General features: G+C 40.2%; 17 protein-coding genes and 2 tRNA genes. 10 read left to right on the top strand and 9 right to left on the bottom strand.

Features of this window, described 5'->3' with window-relative positions; genetic code table 11:
- Positions 1 to 19 precede the first annotated feature (19 nt).
- Genes MMP60_RS00955 through MMP60_RS00970 form a run of 4 tightly spaced genes read left to right on the top strand, consistent with a single transcriptional unit; the run spans position 20 to position 2,346 of the window.
- Positions 20 to 976, top strand: coding sequence for a homoserine kinase (locus MMP60_RS00955; protein ID WP_241334571.1), 957 nt, complete (start codon positions 20 to 22; stop codon positions 974 to 976).
- Between the two features lie 4 nt (positions 977 to 980).
- Positions 981 to 1,598, top strand: a complete 618-nt coding sequence (locus tag MMP60_RS00960; RefSeq protein ID WP_241334572.1) for a DUF1294 domain-containing protein — start codon at positions 981 to 983, stop codon at positions 1,596 to 1,598.
- A gap of 31 nt (positions 1,599 to 1,629) precedes the next feature.
- Positions 1,630 to 2,031: a hypothetical protein gene (locus MMP60_RS00965; protein WP_241334573.1), complete on the top strand. Its 402-nt coding sequence runs from the start codon at positions 1,630 to 1,632 to the stop codon at positions 2,029 to 2,031.
- Between the two features lie 3 nt (positions 2,032 to 2,034).
- Positions 2,035 to 2,346, top strand: a complete 312-nt coding sequence (locus tag MMP60_RS00970) for an antibiotic biosynthesis monooxygenase (protein ID WP_241334574.1) — start codon at positions 2,035 to 2,037, stop codon at positions 2,344 to 2,346.
- Between the two features lie 21 nt (positions 2,347 to 2,367).
- Here MMP60_RS00970 and MMP60_RS00975 read toward each other — a convergent pair whose 3' ends face one another.
- Positions 2,368 to 3,258 carry a DMT family transporter gene (locus tag MMP60_RS00975; protein WP_241334822.1) on the bottom strand — a complete coding sequence of 297 codons (891 nt, stop codon included), beginning with the start codon at positions 3,256 to 3,258 and terminating at the stop codon, positions 2,368 to 2,370.
- 96 nt (positions 3,259 to 3,354) lie between these two features.
- Between MMP60_RS00975 and MMP60_RS00980 the strand changes: the two genes are divergently transcribed.
- Positions 3,355 to 3,906 carry an XRE family transcriptional regulator gene (locus MMP60_RS00980; protein ID WP_241334575.1) on the top strand — a complete coding sequence of 184 codons (552 nt, stop codon included), beginning with the start codon at positions 3,355 to 3,357 and terminating at the stop codon, positions 3,904 to 3,906.
- 43 nt (positions 3,907 to 3,949) lie between these two features.
- Here the strand turns inward: MMP60_RS00980 and hisA are convergent, their stop codons facing one another.
- From hisA to hisB, 5 genes are all read right to left on the bottom strand, one after another.
- Positions 3,950 to 4,681, bottom strand: a complete 732-nt coding sequence (gene hisA / locus MMP60_RS00985; protein ID WP_241334576.1) for a 1-(5-phosphoribosyl)-5-[(5-phosphoribosylamino)methylideneamino]imidazole-4-carboxamide isomerase — start codon at positions 4,679 to 4,681, stop codon at positions 3,950 to 3,952.
- Between the two features lie 66 nt (positions 4,682 to 4,747).
- Entirely contained in the window at positions 4,748 to 5,410 is a 663-nt protein-coding gene (locus MMP60_RS00990) for a 3'-5' exonuclease domain-containing protein 2 (protein ID WP_241334577.1), read from the bottom strand.
- Positions 5,411 to 5,505: 95 nt separating this feature from the next.
- The gene (locus tag MMP60_RS00995; protein WP_241334578.1) at positions 5,506 to 6,045 is read right to left on the bottom strand and encodes a DUF805 domain-containing protein; all 540 of its coding nucleotides are present in this window, start codon (positions 6,043 to 6,045) and stop codon (positions 5,506 to 5,508) included.
- Between the two features lie 181 nt (positions 6,046 to 6,226).
- Positions 6,227 to 6,844, bottom strand: coding sequence for an imidazole glycerol phosphate synthase subunit HisH (gene hisH, locus MMP60_RS01000; RefSeq protein ID WP_241334579.1), 618 nt, complete (start codon positions 6,842 to 6,844; stop codon positions 6,227 to 6,229).
- Positions 6,844 to 7,437 carry an imidazoleglycerol-phosphate dehydratase HisB gene (gene hisB / locus MMP60_RS01005; protein WP_000194096.1) on the bottom strand — a complete coding sequence of 198 codons (594 nt, stop codon included), beginning with the start codon at positions 7,435 to 7,437 and terminating at the stop codon, positions 6,844 to 6,846. Before hisB ends, hisH begins: the two co-directional genes overlap by 1 nt.
- Before the next feature lie 103 nt (positions 7,438 to 7,540).
- Here hisB and MMP60_RS01010 point away from each other — a divergent pair, with 103 nt between their 5' ends.
- From MMP60_RS01010 to MMP60_RS01025, 4 genes are all read left to right on the top strand, one after another.
- Positions 7,541 to 7,918, top strand: a complete 378-nt coding sequence (locus MMP60_RS01010) for a GNAT family N-acetyltransferase (RefSeq protein WP_018678860.1) — start codon at positions 7,541 to 7,543, stop codon at positions 7,916 to 7,918.
- Positions 7,919 to 8,027: 109 nt separating this feature from the next.
- Positions 8,028 to 8,103 (top strand) — tRNA-Phe (locus MMP60_RS01015).
- 139 nt (positions 8,104 to 8,242) lie between these two features.
- Positions 8,243 to 8,318 (top strand) — tRNA-Phe (locus MMP60_RS01020).
- A gap of 96 nt (positions 8,319 to 8,414) precedes the next feature.
- Positions 8,415 to 9,152: a class I SAM-dependent methyltransferase gene (locus tag MMP60_RS01025; RefSeq protein WP_241334580.1), complete on the top strand. Its 738-nt coding sequence runs from the start codon at positions 8,415 to 8,417 to the stop codon at positions 9,150 to 9,152.
- A gap of 51 nt (positions 9,153 to 9,203) precedes the next feature.
- Here MMP60_RS01025 and MMP60_RS01030 read toward each other — a convergent pair whose 3' ends face one another.
- From MMP60_RS01030 to ompR, 3 genes are all read right to left on the bottom strand, one after another.
- Positions 9,204 to 10,718 carry an acetyl-CoA hydrolase/transferase family protein gene (locus MMP60_RS01030; RefSeq protein ID WP_241334823.1) on the bottom strand — a complete coding sequence of 505 codons (1,515 nt, stop codon included), beginning with the start codon at positions 10,716 to 10,718 and terminating at the stop codon, positions 9,204 to 9,206.
- A gap of 148 nt (positions 10,719 to 10,866) precedes the next feature.
- Positions 10,867 to 12,321, bottom strand: a complete 1,455-nt coding sequence (locus MMP60_RS01035; RefSeq protein ID WP_241334581.1) for an ATP-binding protein — start codon at positions 12,319 to 12,321, stop codon at positions 10,867 to 10,869.
- Positions 12,322 to 12,338: 17 nt separating this feature from the next.
- Positions 12,339 to 13,103, bottom strand: coding sequence for a two-component system response regulator OmpR (gene ompR / locus MMP60_RS01040; protein ID WP_241334582.1), 765 nt, complete (start codon positions 13,101 to 13,103; stop codon positions 12,339 to 12,341).
- A 316-nt stretch (positions 13,104 to 13,419) separates the two neighbouring features.
- Between ompR and MMP60_RS01045 the strand changes: the two genes are divergently transcribed.
- Complete coding sequence (locus tag MMP60_RS01045) at positions 13,420 to 15,777, top strand: Tex family protein (protein ID WP_241334583.1); 2,358 nt, start codon at positions 13,420 to 13,422, stop codon at positions 15,775 to 15,777.
- The last annotated feature ends 54 nt before the right edge of the window (positions 15,778 to 15,831 follow it).

The following is a 15,831-nucleotide window of genomic DNA, read 5'->3' on the forward strand; positions in this document are numbered from 1 at the left end:
TATTTTTTGCAGGTTTTCCATGTCGGTTTATACCCCGTTGAGTTTAGAAGAAGTTCAAGCATTCGCTGAGCCTTATGGTTTAGCGATCATTGAGCTGATTCCAATCCAAGGCGGTATTCAAAACACCAACTATTTTTTGGTGGATCAATCACAGAAACAATATGTTTTAACAGTTTTTGAAGAATTAGATGCTGAAGGGGCAGGTGAGCTCGTCCCAGTACTCGATTGTTTAGGGAAGGCGGGTGTGCCTGTGGCTGTACCATTAAAATATGATGGTCAGGCAATTCACAGCATTGCAGATAAACCTGCTCAGATTGCACCGCGCTTGATGGGGGAACATCCTGAAGAAGCCAGTATTAAGCAAGTACAGGCGATTGCCCAAGCGCAGGCAAAATTGCATTTGGCTTTGCAGGGCTTTCCTTTGGAACGTGATTTTAATCGCAATCATCAATACTGGTCAGAAGTAGCAAGCCAATTACGTCCTCAATTGATTCAAGCAGATCAACAACTTTTAAATCAGGTCTTTCATTTATTTACAGTGATTACGCAAGCATATCCAAACCGACCAATAGGCTTTATTCATTCCGATTTATTTCGGGATAATACCTTGTTTGAGGGTAACCAATTACAAGGCATTCTTGATTTTTATGAACTGAATCAAGATGAATGGCTGTTTGATATTGCAATTAGTATCAATGACTTCTGTACCGCTTATCCACAAGCCCATTTGGATATAGAAAAAGCTGAGGCATTCTTAAATGCTTATCAAAGCATTCGCCCACTAACACCAGATGAATTGGCTTGTCTGGATATTTTTCTGGCAATGGCTGCTTGTCGTTTTTGGAGTATGCGTTTACAGGTTGCACAGAAAAATGCAGCAGAAGGGCGGACAGGTGAAGATATTTCGCAAAAAGACCCCATGGAAATGCGCATGATGTTACAAAACCGTTTACAACAAGTTTTAGGTTTAGGGTAGGAATATGCGAGATCAAGGGCGTTTAGTTGAATGGTTCGATGATAAAGGCTATGGCTTTATTCAACCTAATGATGCACATAAAGATCGTGTCTTTATCCATATCAAAGACTTTGCTCGCACAGGGCCGCGCCCAATTGTGGGGTGTGCCTTGGAATATGTGGTCATTTTGGATGGGCGTGGTCGTTATCGCGCTCAGCAAGCAACCTATTTAAAAGCATCACAAGTGATTGAACATCGTCGGAAACCGAATACGCCTTCATCGTCTAAGCGTTGGTCAGCAATGCAGATTGGTATTGTGATTTATATTGTATTTATGCTGATTGCGAGCTTTAGCAAGTTATTGCCGCCGTATACTTTGCTGTTTGTTAGCTTGATGAATGTAGTCAGTTATTGGTTGTATGCGCAAGACAAAGAAGCAGCACAATTGGGAAATCGCCGTGTTCCAGAGCAGACTTTGCATATCGTGGATTCTTTGGGTGGTTGGTGTGGAGGATGGCTTGCTCAACAAAAACTGAGACATAAAACACAAAAACAACCATTTCGTAAGATTTATTTCTGTACCATAGTCTTTCATATATTGTTGATATGTTGGTTAATTTCTCCACTCAATGTGTTTTATTGATTGAGGGAGTTTGTTTTGGAGATAAATAAAAATGAATTATTCCGTTGATCAAGATCCAAACCGTACCTTAACCTTGGTTCTGTATGTACTTTATATCATTGCGATTTTTAGTGGTGGTTTGTTGGCGATTATTGCGTTAATTATTAATTATGTGAAACGTCGTGATGTGCAAGGTTCAATTTTTGAGAGCCATTTTACTTGGCAAATTCGTACCTTTTGGTGGTATTTAGCTTGGAATATCATTGCATTTATCCCATTCTTCTTTCTGTTCTTTACAGCAGATAATGCCAATGTTTTTGCAGGTGTTGCACTGTCAAGTACTATATTTTGTGGGTTAGTGATTTTTGCTGCGTGGGTGTGGATTGTATATCGCGCGATTCGTGGTTTAATTGCATTAAATGATAATCAACCCATGTACCAACAAATAGGATAAAGCATGATTATTGAGCATGTGCATTTAAATATTAAACCAAATCAAAGTGAAGATTTCGAATTAGCATTTCAAACCGCGAAAGAGATTATTTATCCAATGGAAGGTCTGAATGCTGTACAGCTCATTAAACATGTCGAAGACCATCATCGCTATATTTTGATGGTCTTTTGGGATCGTATCGAAAATCATACTGAAGGTTTTAGGAAATCTCCTGAATATCAGCAGTGGAAAGCATTATTGCACCCATTCTATGAACAGATACCAACGGTTGAATATTATCAGCCACAGATGTTGTTAAAAAAGAAAGCGCCATAGATTATAGAAAGGGAGCGCTATTTAGCTCTCTTTTTTCTTTTCTAATAATTTGAGTTCACTGACTAAAACACCAAGCACCACTAAACACCCACCGAATAAAGCCAATAATGGTAATCGCTCACCTGCGATTCTTCCAAACATACCTGCCCAAACAGGCTCACCTGCATAAATAATTGCAGCACGGGTTGGATCGACCATTCGTTGTGCCCAGTTCATTACAAATTGAATCAGCGCACTGGCTAAACCAAGACTGAGTACTAAAATGCTCAATTGCCATGAAAAATCAGGAATACTGTGTTCACCAACAATCGGCATACTGGCAAAAGATAAGAATGATGCAACAGCCAATTGAATAACTGTGACTCGTCTTAAATTAACTTTTCCTGCGAAATAACCAATCAAAATAATTTCTAGCGCAATCACAAAGGCACAGATTAAGGTCAGTGTTTGTCCATAGCTTAAACTGATATTAGAGATACCATTCCCAGTTAAAAGAACTAGTCCAATAAAAGCGAGTGCAGTCCCTAACCATGTCATGAGTGGAGGTCTTTTTTGGAAAATAAGCCACATTAAAATTGGGACAAGAGGCACATACAGTGCGGTTAAAAAGGCGGATTCACTACTTAAAATCGTTTGTAACGCAATAGTTTGGGTGCCATAACCAATCGCAATCACGATACCAATCGCTGTGCCTGCTAAAACCTCTTTTAAAGTTAACCCACGCATTGATTTGATTGAAATGAGCAAGATGACTAAAGCTGCAACGGCAAAACGACAGCCTACAAAAAACATGGGACTACTAAAATTCAGGGCGTATTGCACCGCTAAAAAAGTTCCACCCCAAATCATGGTAATGAAAATGAGTGCAAATTGAGCAGCTTTGGGGGATTGAGATAAAGATGTCACAACAATAAGCCTGATGAGTAAGTGCAATATACTGCACATATTGTATTATTTGAAAGTTTTGTGCAATATATTGCACTAATATTAATTTGATTACTGATGTAAATGAGCCAAGCTGACACTGTTTTACAATATGTAGGAAAAAATATTCGTTTTTTCCGCGATCAATCACAACTCAGCCAACAAGAATTAGCGGATCGTGCTGGTGTGAGTCGACGTACGATTGCTGCCTTGGAAACAGGACAAGTGAATATTAGTTTAGCCAAGTTAGATGCGATTGCTGCTGTTTTGGCTGTCGATTTTAAACGTATTGTGAGCGCCCCTGAGCTGAGTGAATCGGCTATTGTGGATACGCTGGCCTGGCAAGGAAAAGCTCAAGATAGTCATGCTACGCTTTTGGCTGCTGTACCAACACATACCCAAACCGAGTTATGGAAGTGGTCACTTGCGGTGGGAGAGGTGTATTGTGCGGAAGCAGATTTAAAGGGTTGGCAAGAACTTATTTATGTTTTGGAGGGCGAATTAAGCCTTGAATTTGAAACTGAAACTCGTGTGATTTGTGCAGGTCAGTCGATTCTTTTTAAAAGTGATGTGCTTTATCGTTATGTTAATCGCGGCACATGCGTATTAAGATTTATTCGTAATGTTCTGTATTAAATCAAAAGAAGCCATCAAAAAAGATAGCTTCTCTTGCATTAGATTACAGGCGATTGTCATCCAACAAGAGCTGTGCTTCACGAAGATTTAATGTACCTTCATAAATTGCACGACCTGTAATAGCACCTAAAATACCTTGCTGACCTTTTAAGTTGCGAACATCATCGAGATTGGTCACACCACCTGAAGCGATCACAGGTAAGCCAGAGTATTGTGCTAAATGAACAGTTTGCTCAACGTTCACGCCTTGCATCATGCCATCACGTGCAATATCAGTATAGACAATGCTTGAAACACCAGCATCAGCAAAACGTTTTGCCAAATCAGTTGCCTTCACGTCAGTTACATTTGCCCAGCCATCTGTTGCAACCACACCATTAATTGCATCAATACCAACAATGATATGACCTGCAAAGCGTTTGCATGCTTCTTCAACAAATTCAGGTTCTTTTACTGCTTTTGTGCCAATGATGACAAAAGATACGCCTGCTTCCAAATAGTGCTCAATGGTTTCAAGTGAACGAATACCACCACCAATTTGAATTGGAAGTTCTGGTTGTGCGCGTGCAATCGCTTCCACCACTGGTTTATGAATTGGCGTACCTGCGAAAGCACCATTCAAATCGACTAAATGTAAACGACGTGCGCCTTCATCAACCCAGTGTTGTGCAGTTGCGACAGGATCATCAGAGAAAACGGTATCGTCTTCCATACGTCCTTGTTTTAAACGAACACATTTACCATCTTTCAGGTCAATTGCAGGGATGATTAGCATGCTTTCGCTCCTAGCTTCATCGTAAAGTTTAAATTGGCGATATATTAACAAAGTATTGATCAATCGCTAAGCCTTGTCTGCTGAACCTTGAAGTATTCTCGTGATTTGTTGCTGTAATTGCGGTGTGAGTAACTGTTGTTGATTGAGTTGTTCAAAACTGCGAAGTGCTGCATAAGCATCTGCTGCCGCGTAGCTGATTTGTTGGGGGCTAAGATTCTTGACTGCCCAATTCGAGGTGCTGATTTTTTTACTTTTGACAAAATAGCGTTGAAAAAGCAGTGCTATTGCCGTTTGAATGCCAACTTGATGGGTATAACCGAAACTTGAAAAACTTTTAGACAGATCGATCATGGATTGTGGATTGATTTCTTTGCGACGAAAGCTGCTGGCATCATTTTTTAAACCAAAACCAACTTTGAGCTGATGTTCATTTTCTAAGATAGGCTTTAAGAAATTAAGAATGTCGGGCTTCACTTGGAACAGATAGGCTTTTTCATGTGTTGAAAGTTGAATTAAATGGGGGCCTGTGGATTTCTCACCGACTTTGAAGGTCGGTTTGGATTCGGTATCAAATCCGAATACAGCAATAGCGTGAAGTTCAGTTTGAATTGCCCAGCATTGTTCGAGTGTTTGAATCACTAAAATATTTTCAGCACTTAGGTTTTGAAATGCAGGTAATGTACGGATTTGTTCTTTGCTTAAAAGAACTGTTGCTTGCTGCATTTCCATTTTCTGAAACTCAAAACTTTTGTTCGAGCTTAAACTGTTTTGTGGCAATGAAAAAGCCAAGTGAGAAAACTTGGCTTTGTAATGAAGTGAAATATTTATTCTGTATAAGAATGTTGTTGTTCAAATTGCAGTTGCTGGCTTTTCTGTATATAACTTTGGTACGCTGGGATAGCAGTCGCAGCGAGTATTAAAATACTAATTGGAAAGATAATAATATAAATCCATGCTAAAACTTTTTCCCATCCTTTTGTTATACGTGGTGAGCCATAATTATTTGAATTATCATCACCTTTTGCACAGCTTAGATAAATAAAAAAGAATACATTGAAAAGTGGTATTAGCATTAAAAGAGATAACCAACCTGTTTGATTTCTATCATGCAAACGGCGAATAGAGAAAATAAAGCTATAGTAGATGACAGCGATATAAAGAATAATAAAAAAAACAGCAAATATGTAAACGAGAGCACCTGTACCTGTTGAGGAGCTATAAAAACTAGGGATTAATATCGCAGCGATAATACCGACCAATACTAAAGATAAGCCAAGTAACATGTTCCATCCTAGATAGGATAGTCTGCCAAAACGCCCATTTGCACTCAAACCAGAATCATTTGCTTGAAAACTAGATGACATATTATTTTCCTGTAGTCACTGATTTTTAAAATTAATTTTGAAACAACGTGTTGTTTGATTTTTATTCAAAACATTTGCATGATATGCAAAAAATAAAGGTAAATAAATAGAAAAGAAAATTAAAAAAATAAAGCCAACTTAAAATTGGCTTTATTATCAAAAATTAAAATCGTGTGAATGATCAAATATTCCATTCCACAAAGTTTTTTAACAACTGTAAACCAGCCGTATGACTTTTCTCAGGATGGAATTGGGTCGCGAACAAATTGTCTTTGTGAATCGCGGTACAGAAGTTCACGCCATAATCACAGGTTGCCGCAGTGATGGCAGAGTCTTTTGGTTCGACATAGTAACTATGCACAAAATAGAAACGCGCATCTTGTTCAATGTTGTTCCACATTGGATGGCTTGGATCTAATTGATGGACTTGATTCCAACCCATGTGAGGTACTTTTAAGTTTGGAATTTCAGGAAAGTGTTTAACAACACCCTCAAAAATACCCAAAGCATCTACACCACCATTTTCTTCAGATGTTTGTAGAAGAGCTTGCATCCCAACGCAAATTGCTAAAACAGGCTTGTTAAATGCTGCTTGACGTACTACTTCATCAATGCCTGCGTCATGCATGCCTTGCATACAATCACGCATTGCACCCACGCCAGGAAATACAATTTTATCTGCTTTGGCGATCAGCTTTGGGTCATTGGTCACATCAACCGTTGCACCGACATGTTCCAAGGCTTTTGCCGCAGAGTGCAAATTACCCATACCATAGTCAAGTAAAGCAATACGCGTCATTACAGGCTACCTTTTGTTGAAGCAATGGTATTTTCTGCGCGTGGATCAATCTCACATGCCATACGCAATGCACGAGCCAATGCTTTAAAGACACTTTCAATCTGGTGATGACTATTTTTGCCTTTCAAGTTGTCAATATGCAATGTCATTAATGCATGATTGACAAAGCCTTGGAAAAACTCTGAAAATAAGTCGACATCGAATGTTCCAATGCGAGCGCGAGTAAATGGAATGTCCATAAACAAGCCTGGGCGACCTGATAGATCAACAACAACACGAGAAAGTGCTTCATCTAATGGTGCATAAAAATGCCCATAACGACGTAAGCCTTTTTTATCACCTAAAGCTTGTGCAAATGCTTGCCCCAAGGTGATTCCACAATCTTCAACTGTGTGGTGATCATCAATTTCTAGATCGCCATCGCAATGAATATCGATATCAAATAGACCATGGCGCTTGATTTGATCAATCATATGGTCTAAAAATGGAACTCCAGTGTTAAGTGTGCCTTGACCTGTACCATCGAGATTGAGACGAACTCGAATTTTGGTTTCGTTGGTATTTCTTACCACTTCACTGATACGTTGCGTCATGGACACGTTCCTCAAAAAACGTCAAAAATGATTGAATTAAAAACCAATATTTCGCTGTGACGAAAAAGTGACAGCATCATAGTTTGCTCAGGAGGGTTAATCAATGCCTATTACCGTACATGCTTACAGTTCTCTAGATAATCTAGGAATTCGTACTCAGCTCGAGCGACTCTACGATACCAGCCCAGAGTTTGGTGATGGGCAAGATGCAATGGAGCAACTTGCACAAAATCTACAACAATATACCACAGTTTATACTGCTGAATTTAACACCAAAATTATAGGTGCAATTTGGGCAACAGGACAAGGTGAAAGCCGAGTTTTGGAATATATTGTGGTACATCCGTCTAACCGTGGGCGTGGAGTTGCAGAGCGCCTAGTTGAAGAAGTTTGCCGTATGGAAGAAGAACAAGGGGTGAAGCAATTTGAGCCAGGCTGTGGAGCAATTCATCGCTGTTTATCGCATCTAGGCAAAATCTAGAATTAAAGTCTGATGGGTTTGTGATTTGCATCAAAATTAGACGTTTGATAGAAAAACCCAGAAATTTGCTTGACGGGCTTAGGTAAACATTGTTTAATACGCCCACTTTGGCGCGATAGCTCAGTCGGTAGAGCAACGGATTGAAAATCCGTGTGTCCCCAGTTCGATCCTGGGTCCCGCCACCATAAATTTGTATTTTCAATCCCTGATCCCATCAGGGATTTTTTTTACCCAAAATTCATTGCATGAAAAATGGGCAATCAAATCGAAAGTTCATGATAATTATTGACTATTGGGCTGAGATACGGCTTAATACACTCCATTGGCGCGATAGCTCAGTCGGTAGAGCAACGGATTGAAAATCCGTGTGTCCCCAGTTCGATCCTGGGTCCCGCCACCATATTCGAAAAACCCCAAACGAAAGTTTGGGGTTTTTTTATATCTAAAATATTTTGCTATATTTATGCTTAGTCGAAAACTTTAAGAAAAAAGCAGTATGAAAGACTTATTTTCTGAGCAGAGCGAACTTTATCAACAAGCACGTCCAAGTTATCCCAAACTGATGATTGAAGCTCTATTGGCACAGATCAAAACACACGTACATGCGTGGGATTGTGGCGCAGGCTCAGGACAACTGACGCAGTTGCTTGCACCATATTTTCAAGATGTGATTGCCACAGACCTCAGTCAAAATCAGCTCGATCAAGCTCCTAGATTTGCTAATGTGCAGTATTTACAGCAAGCCGCAGAGCATACGACTTTCCCCAATCAATATTTTGACTTTATTACCGTGGCTCAAGCCATTCATTGGTTTGATTTTGAAAAATTCTATGCTGAAGTCAAACGAACATTAAAACCAGATGGTATTTTTGCAGTGATTGGTTATGGCTTGTTGCAACTTGACGATATCGAGCTAAATCAGAAAGTCATTCAGCTATATACCGAGACTTTAAATGGTTTTTGGGATGCTGAGCGAAGCTATATTGATGAGCACTATCAAAGTATTCCATTTCCGTTTGATGAAATCATTATGCCTAGTTTTCAGATCGAACTGGCATGGACAGGGCAGCAATTGTGGGATTATTTAAATACATGGTCTGCGATCAAACATTATCAGAAACAGCTCAATCTGAACCCATTGGATCGTTTAAAGCAGATTATTTTGAGTCATCACACTATTAATGTTTCATTTCCTATTTTGTTGAGAGTGGGGCGGTTGTGGACATTGAAATAAGCAAATAAAAAAAGCATGTCGAAACATGCTCTTTTATTCGGTCAAGTGTAATTAAGCAGACTTAGCAATCGTCTTATTTTCTAACATATGACCTGTTTCTTCAAAGTTAGAATGCCATGACAGCGCTTCACGAAGAATATGCGGTGTATGTCCACCACGTTCACATGCACGATCAAAGTAGTCGTTGAGTGCAGCTTGGTAAAGTGGATGTACACAGTTATCAATAATCACACGTGCGCGCTCACGCGGTGCTAAACCACGTAAATCAGCTAAACCAACTTCTGTTACTAGAATATCGACATCATGCTCGTTATGATCAACATGGCTGACCATTGGTACGATTGATGAAATATCGCCACCTTTCGCAATTGACTTGGTCACGAAGATAGCTAAGTGCGCATTACGTGCAAAGTCACCTGAACCACCAATACCATTCATCATTTTAGTACCGCAAACATGAGTTGAATTGACGTTACCGTAAATATCAAACTCTAGTGCGGTATTAATTCCGATAATACCCAAACGGCGTACGATCTCAGGATGGTTTGAAATCTCTTGTGGGCGTAATACCAGTTTGTCTTTGTAGTGTTCCAAATTACCAAATACACGCTCACCACATTGTGCAGAGAGCGTAATTGAACTACCTGATGCAAATTTCATTTTTCCTGCATCAATCAATTCAAAGGTACAGTCTTGTAGGACTTCTGAATACATCACAAGGTCTTCAAAGTTCGAATCTTTAAGACCAGTCAAAACGGCATTGGCGATAGAGCCAATACCTGCTTGTAATGGGCCTAAGTTCTTCGCTAAACGACCTGCTGCAACTTCTTGTTCAAAGAATTTAATCAGGTGGTTGGCAATGCCTTGAGTTTCATCATCAGGTGCAGTGACTGTTGATGGAGAATCAGCAGTATCATTAAAAACGATACCCACGATTTTTGCTGGGTCAATTTGAATCGCCGTTGAACCGATACGGTCATCAACTTGAGTTAATGGAAGTGGAGTACGTGTTGGGCGATAAGTCGGGATGTAAATATCGTGTAAACCTTCAAAGTTTTCGCTGAGAGAGGTGTTGATTTCTACAATCACTTTTTCCGCAAAAATTGCAAAACTTGCTGAGTTACCTACAGATGTTGTTGGTACGATATGACCATCTTCTGTAATTGCAACGGCTTCAATAACAGCAATGTCAGGGCGTTTGAGCTGCTGATTACGCATTTGCTCTACAGTTTCAGATAAATGCTGGTCAATGAACATCACTTCGCCGTTGTTAATTGCACGACGTAATGTGTTATCAACTTGGAATGGCATACGACGAGCAAGTACACCTGCTTCGGTCAATTGTTTGTCTAAGTCGTTACCGAGGCTTGCACCTGTAATTAACGTGATTTTTAACGGATTTTTCTTGGCTTGTTCAACCAGTGCTTGCGGAACAGCTTTTGCTTCTCCAGCACGAGTAAAACCACTCATACCAACCGTCATATCATTTTCAATAAAGCGAGCAGCTTGCTCTGCACTCATCACTTTGTCATGTAGGGTAGCAAGGCGAATACGACTTAAAGACATCATCCATTCTCAATATACTTTTTAGTTCGATATTGATTTTAGCGTCAAAACTTGAAAAGGGAATTGGACTACGGCTAAGGTCTAATATGTGAAATTCGGGATATTTTTTAGAGAGAAAAAGTGACATTTTGCGATGCCACTGATTGATTTAAAAATGCCCAGTGAGGGTTTGTTTGATTTTATGAATGGTATTGCTTTGAGGTTCTTCAGGATTTTCACTCTTTAGTGGGAGAGAAATAACAACTTCTAAGCCACCCTGATCTCGATTGCGAATATTGATTTGCCCTTGATGAATATCAACAATACGTTTCACAATCGCTAAACCGAGTCCACTGCCTTGAATGGTACGAGCTGAATTACCACGCACAAAAGGTTGCATCAGTTCTTCAACCTGATCTGGTGGAATACCCTCGCCATGATCAGCCACTGTAATCAGAATATGATCATCCACATGACTGGCTGATAACTCTATTGGCTCTGCACCATAACGCTTGGCATTATTGACTAAATTGGCAATCAAACGTTTCAGCGATAAGCTACGAGCAGGAATAATAGGCAGTTCCTGAGCATCAAAGCGAATATCTAAAGGCTTAAATTGCACGACCACTTCTTGCAGTAAAGTGTTGATATTGGTTGGTGTAAGCTCCTCATCAGATCCATCCCGCATATAGGAAATAAATTGATTCAGGATGGCATCCATATCATCGACGTCATAGATTAAGCCTTCACGAAAAAATTCATCGGGGAGCATTTCTGCGGTTAAGCGAATGCGCGTCAGAGGTGTGCGTAAATCATGTGAAATGCCTGCTAACATGATTTGTCGATCACGTTCAGTTTGCTCAAGCGTATATACCATATGGTTAAATGCTTGATTCACCTGACGGATTTCTAAAGGGCCATGATTGGTATCCAAATAAGGGGCTTTGCCTGTTTTACTATAACTATTGGCAGCATTTTGTAAGCGACGTAATGGTCGATTCATTTGTCGAACAAGCGTTAAAATAATAATTGAGGAAATAATTGGCACACCGAAAAGCCATGTGGCAATCAGTTCAACACTGTAATTGGTATACGTTTTTAACGGTTCGCTTACCCAGTTGCCATTCATTTCTGGTGTTTGAATCCAGATACGAGGAATTGGTTTGAACTTAAAATAGACGGTAACGTTTTTTACACCTAGCTCTTTGGCTAATTTTGCTTCAATTTGATCTGTGAATAATTCTGCGAGAAACTTTTCTTCAATTTTTGGAAATTCTGCTGGATTTGTAACATATTCAATCCCAATACGATTTTTGAGCCATGTATCAATATCGACTTCGGTATCACGATGTAAAATCCGAATATCAGGGTTGTTGACAAGCTCTAATTCAATCGCAAGATAACGCGCATGTTGTTGTAGTTCTGGCAGATAAAGTGTTCGCCAAAAGAGCCACAAGGACATAAACAGACTAAAAGAAACTGTGAACAAGACCAATATCGTTGTACGCATGGCAGCAGAGCGCGGTTTTATTTTATCTAAAAAGCGCTCCCACTTGGTTCGTGGTCTTTCAGAATAAGCTGTGAAGTCAGTAAAAGCCTGTGGATCAATTGGTTCAAGTTTCAACGCTTAACTTCCTTAGCTTACTCTGCGCCATCTGGAACAAATACGTAACCGACACCCCAAACCGTTTGAATGTAACGGGCACGTGCAGGATTGTCTTCAATTAGGCGGCGTAACCGAGAGACTTGCACATCAATTGAACGTTCCATCGCTCCCCATTCACGACCACGCGCCAAGTTCATCAATTTATCACGTGTGAGTGGTTCACGTGGGTGTTGAACCAATGCTTTTAATACTGCAAATTCACCTGTGGTTAAAGTCACGACTTGACCTTCGCGGGTTAAGGTACGTGTAGAGAGATCTAATGCCCAAGGACCAAAACTAACGACTTCGACTTGTTGACTTGGCGCACCTGGAACTTCACGCACTTGACGACGTAATACGGCACGAATACGTGCTAACAGCTCATTTGGATTAAATGGCTTTGGTAAATAGTCATCTGCACCTGCTTCCAAACCTGCAATGCGGTCAGAGTCGCTGCCACGTGCAGTCAACATGATAATTGGGGTATCAATATTGGATTGACGTAAACGACGGCAGATACTCAAACCATCTTCAACAGGCAGCATAAAATCAAGCACAATGAGAGAGAACAGCTCACGTTGGAGTAAACGATCCATCTGTGTTGCATCGTGGGCTGTTTTCACCACGAAGCCTTTGTCTTCTAAAAAGCGTTGTAAAAGCGTACGCAAGCGCACATCATCATCGACAACTAAAATACGTTCGACTCGATCTGTTTCATGATGTACTGTTTCCGTCGATTCGGCAGGTACAACTAAAGTCATGATGTGCTCCTTTATCGTTTATTGTCGTCATTCATGCAATGCTTTGGAGTATACGATTCATTGCACAGTTTTGACTATGTTATAAAGCAACAAATATTGCCAATAAAATCAAGATATAGATACCAAACGTATACAGGTAAAATGATGACAATCAATCTATTTTTCAATATTTAGCTGAAAAAATCTTGGTATTTTATAAGTATTTATCAATTAGCATAATCTACTCGAAAAATATTCAAAAAAACAATAGTGGATTTTATAGTCACGGACTTTATAATCAGTGCTTTTAGACTTAACCCTTGTGGAATCAATCACGATGACTGACTTAGTTCAGCAGTTGGCAAATGAAATTGCCGTACGTCCAAACCAAGTAGAAGCTGCTATTCGTTTAATTGATGAAGGCGCTAGCGTTCCCTTTATTGCACGTTACCGTAAAGAAGTCACGCAGGGCTTAGACGATACGCAATTACGTCAACTCGATACACGTTTAACTTACTTACGTGATTTATACGAGCGTCGTGAAAAGGTGATCCAATCTTTACAAGAACAAGATAAATTAAGCGATGACTTATTGGCGCGTGTCAATGCAGCAGAAACCAAGAATGCCTTGGAAGAAATTTATGCGCCATATCGTCCAAAACGTACCAGTAAATCATTTAAGGCAAAAGAAGCAGGTCTTGGTGCTATTGCTGAAAAAGTGATTGCAGATCAAGTTGACCCAAGCGAAGCATTGGTTGGCTTTAGTCATGAAGACTACCCAGATGTAGAAAGCCAACTCGATGCGATTCAGCATATTTTGATTGATGATTGGGCACAAAATATTGGATTAACCACTGAATTAAAACAAATTTTCTCTAAAACGGCAGTGCTGAAAAGTAGCGTTGCTTCTGAAGAGAAAAAAGAAGTTGGTAAGAAATTCCGCGATTATTTTGAATTCTCAGAGAATTTAAATAAATTACCATCACATCGTTTATTGGCAATGTTACGTGGTCGCCAAGAAAATGTCTTAGGCTTAAAAGTTGATGGTGAAGATGATACACCTCTGTCACGTATTGAGACAGAATACAATCTTGATCAAATTCAGCCACAGGCTCGCCAAGATTATTTAAAACAAACTGCAAAATTATTTTGGCTGGGCAAGATTCGTCCGCAAATCGAGCATTCATTATTAACAGACAAACGCTTGGCTGCTGAAGCGGAAGCAATGGATGTTTTTGCTGAAAATTTACGTCATTTGCTCCTTTCTGCACCTGCTGGTGGTCGTACCACTTTAGGTGTCGATCCTGGTATCCGTACTGGTGTAAAACTTGCTGTGGTGAGTGATGCAGGTGATGTATTAGCACATAGTACAATTTATCCATTTGCGCCGAAAGAAGATAAAGAGGGTTCTATTACAGAACTTTCTCGTTTATGTCGAGAGTTCCACGTGGAACTTATTGCGATTGGTAATGGAACAGCAAGCCGTGAAACTGAAGCTTTAGTTGCTGAAATGATGGCTGCCAATGCTGACTTGAAACTGACGCGTATCACGGTAAGTGAAGCGGGTGCATCGGTTTATTCAGCTAGTGAATTAGCATCACAAGAACTTCCAGAGCTTGATGTTTCAATTCGTGGAGCAGTTTCAATTGCACGCCGTTTGCAAGACCCATTGGCAGAGCTTGTTAAGATTGATCCTAAATCGATTGGTGTAGGTCAATATCAACATGATGTGAACCAGACTGGCTTAGCAAAAACACTCGATGCGGTAGTTGAAGACTGTGTGAATGCTGTGGGCGTAGATGTGAACACTGCATCACCAGCAATCTTGGCTTATATTGCGGGCTTGAATAAATCAATTGCACAGCAAATTGTTGAATACCGTAAAGAACATGGTCGTTTTGACAACCGCCAAGCATTGAAAAAAGTGCCACGTTTAGGCGAGCGTACCTTTGAACAATCAGCAGGTTTCTTACGTGTGCAAAATGGTTCTGAGCCATTGGATGCATCAGCAGTTCACCCAGAAAGTTATGGCGTAGTGGAAAAAATTGTTGCAGCAAAAGCGACAACAGTAAAAGACATCATCGGTAATACTGAAATCATTCGCCAAGTCAAAGCAGATGAGTTTGTTGATGACAGGTTTGGTTTGCCGACGATTCAAGATATTTTAGCTGAACTTGAAAAGCCTGCTCGTGATCCACGTCCAGAGTTTCGTACTGCCAAGTTCCGTGAAGATATTACTGAAGTTGCTCAACTCACTGAAGGCATGCAGCTCGAAGGTGTGGTGACCAATGTGACCAACTTCGGCGCGTTCGTAGATGTGGGTGTACATCAAGATGGTTTAGTGCATATCTCTGAACTTGCAAATGAATTTGTTTCTGATCCACATAAAGTGGTGAAACCAGGTCAAATTGTGCAAGTACGTGTGATGCAAGTTGATGTGGAACGTAATCGTGTGAATTTGAGTATGCGTGCAGAAGGTTCTGCACCTGCTAAAGCGCCACGTCAGCAACAGCGTCCACAGCAAGAGCGAACTGAACGTTCAGAGCGTAAGCCTCAAGGTCAACGTCCGCCACGTAAAGAAGGTGACTTTAAGCGTCCGCAAAATAACAAGCCAAAAACTGAAAAACCACAAGAGCAAAAAATTGGTGGTTTAGGTGCTTTGTTATTACAAGCAGGGATCAAAGGTTCTAAGTAACTGATCAAATAAATAAAAGCCTCTTCGGAGGCTTTTATTTTAAGAGGTGCTATT

The organism is Acinetobacter sp. ANC 4805 (genome assembly GCF_022549495.1).
Classification (GTDB): Bacteria; Pseudomonadota; Gammaproteobacteria; order Pseudomonadales; family Moraxellaceae; genus Acinetobacter.